2 protein-coding genes are annotated in these 1,765 nt (G+C 53.5%); both read left to right on the top strand.

From position 1 onward, the window contains the following. Positions 1–94 precede the first annotated feature (94 nt). Positions 95–1,240 carry a DUF6361 family protein gene (locus LWH94_RS19075; protein ID WP_232903294.1) on the top strand — a complete coding sequence of 382 codons (1,146 nt, stop codon included), beginning with the start codon at positions 95–97 and terminating at the stop codon, positions 1,238–1,240. Next, on the top strand, positions 1,234–1,701 hold the full coding sequence (locus LWH94_RS19070) for a hypothetical protein (protein WP_232903293.1): 468 nt from the start codon (positions 1,234–1,236) through the stop codon (positions 1,699–1,701). The genes LWH94_RS19075 and LWH94_RS19070 overlap by 7 nt, the downstream gene beginning before the upstream one ends. Positions 1,702–1,765: the final 64 nt, after the last annotated feature.

Genomic DNA, 1,765 nt, shown 5'->3' with positions numbered 1-1,765 from the left:
GATGTCTTTGGCCAGTTCGGCGGCCATGGCTTTGAGTTTTTCTTGATCCACTTGTGTACCCACGATGGTATCCTTTTGAAAAGATTACTCAGTCGTGGGCAGTTACACAATTTGGTTTACAGCCTCCGATGCTTTTGCCGATCTCTTGTTCCCCGGGTTTTCAACCATCCAGACGCGGGCCAAATATTTCATCACCGTGCCCCGAATTATCCGCGACTACATGGAGCTGGATGCCAGGACTCAACGCCGGACTTCACTCAGGGATTACCTGGAGTCGCAGGAGAACGAGGTCGCCAGGGTTCTGGTAGAGCGGCACCGTTCAACTGAGAGCGGTATCATCGGCGCGGAAATGGTTGATACTGAACAGGGCGTAGCCCGAAAGCCCTCGTCTGTTTATTGGAATGGTCTTCGCCAGTTCGGGATTGTGAATACCGAAAAATCGCTTGCTGAGTTTTCCCGGGAGATAAATCAAGCTCAGTCGGCATCTCGTAACTCAGGGCATGAGGACGATGACTCTGACGCGATGTCGCATCGCTCCGTGGTACATCTGGATACCTTTCAGTCAGGTTGGATGGAGGATCTTTCGATCTATTTATCCGAGTCCGAGGCGCGATTTCTCATTGATAAGCTAACTCATACCCCGGCCATTCGAAACAGCGTTGTCTCCCAGTTCCTGATTCATGGTTTGGCACCGGAACTGGCCGAAGATACCGCTACCTCTCTGACGTTCCCCGAGGTTGTTGCGTGGGCGAAGGGGAGAACCGAAGTCTCTCCTCAGTGCAGGCACACTCTTGAGCTGGCGCATGAGTTCAGTGGCGCAATATACGGAGCGCATATCCGGTTCAATGCATTGATTGCGAGGAACTCCGGTAACGATGAGTTGGTGGCTGAGCGTGAGGAGCTTTTTTCCGAATGGCTTGAGGAAATCAGAGATCGAAATCTGTTTTCGGCTTCCAGTGTGGATGACTGGTTGCAGGCTGCCACCGCTGGCGGCGCCCGGATCAATTTGAATTCACGTGAGTTTCTGCGTCAGTGGCATGAGGCTATTTTTCAGAATCAGCCTGTCAGCAGTCTGGATAAACTAGTTGAAAGCCGAGCCCGGAAAAACAAAGGCCGGCGCTCAGTGCTCCTGAAGAATCTGGGTGAAGCGCCGCATTGGCAGGGGATGGATTCGTTGAGCTACCGTTGGCCGACAGCTAGGACGATTCTGAGGGATGTTGTGCAGGGTGCTGAATGCTGAACCCCAAAGCCGAAAGAGTGGATTATGGCTGGGAGTTGCGGCCTCCCCAGGGATATGAGCTCGATTCTGCCATCGCCGCAACCTATACGCTCGACCTGGATGCTCTCCTGTCCGTCCCGGTCGCGTTGTGTTTTCACGATACCCTGGAAGGCGAAATTCAGGGCGAGCGCCTGGCACTCTTAGAGGCGGTTGGCCAGCTGAATGGCCGCCTGAAGGTGTTCTATCAGGCCGGAAAAATAAAGCTACCAGGCGCCTATAATCGCCTTTTTGCATTGCTAGAGCCTTGGCTTCAGCCAGTAATGCCGGGAAATGTGGCTTATTCCTCTTTCCATCCGAAGTTTTGGCTCCTGCGGTACACCGCCCCCAAAAGTCCGGTTCGCTATCGCTTGATCGTGCTTTTGCATATTCCGGCCCATCGTGACCGCCCATTCCGTTTGAACGTGACCGCCTGTTCCGGGTGATCGTGACCGCTCATTCCGTTTTATCGTGACCGATTTTGGACGTTTTTCCGGAATCGCTGGTCAC

The organism is Marinobacter sp. G11, from assembly GCF_021282325.1.
GTDB lineage: Bacteria > Pseudomonadota > Gammaproteobacteria > Pseudomonadales > Oleiphilaceae > Marinobacter > Marinobacter vinifirmus.
This window is presented reverse-complemented; position numbering and strand designations above follow the sequence as displayed.

Bases quoted from the DNA above. Each gene is read 5' to 3' on its own strand.
- LWH94_RS19070 (WP_232903293.1), top strand. From the start codon at position 1,234: ATGCTGAACCCCAAAGCCGAAAGAGTGGATTATGGCTGGGAGTTGCGG.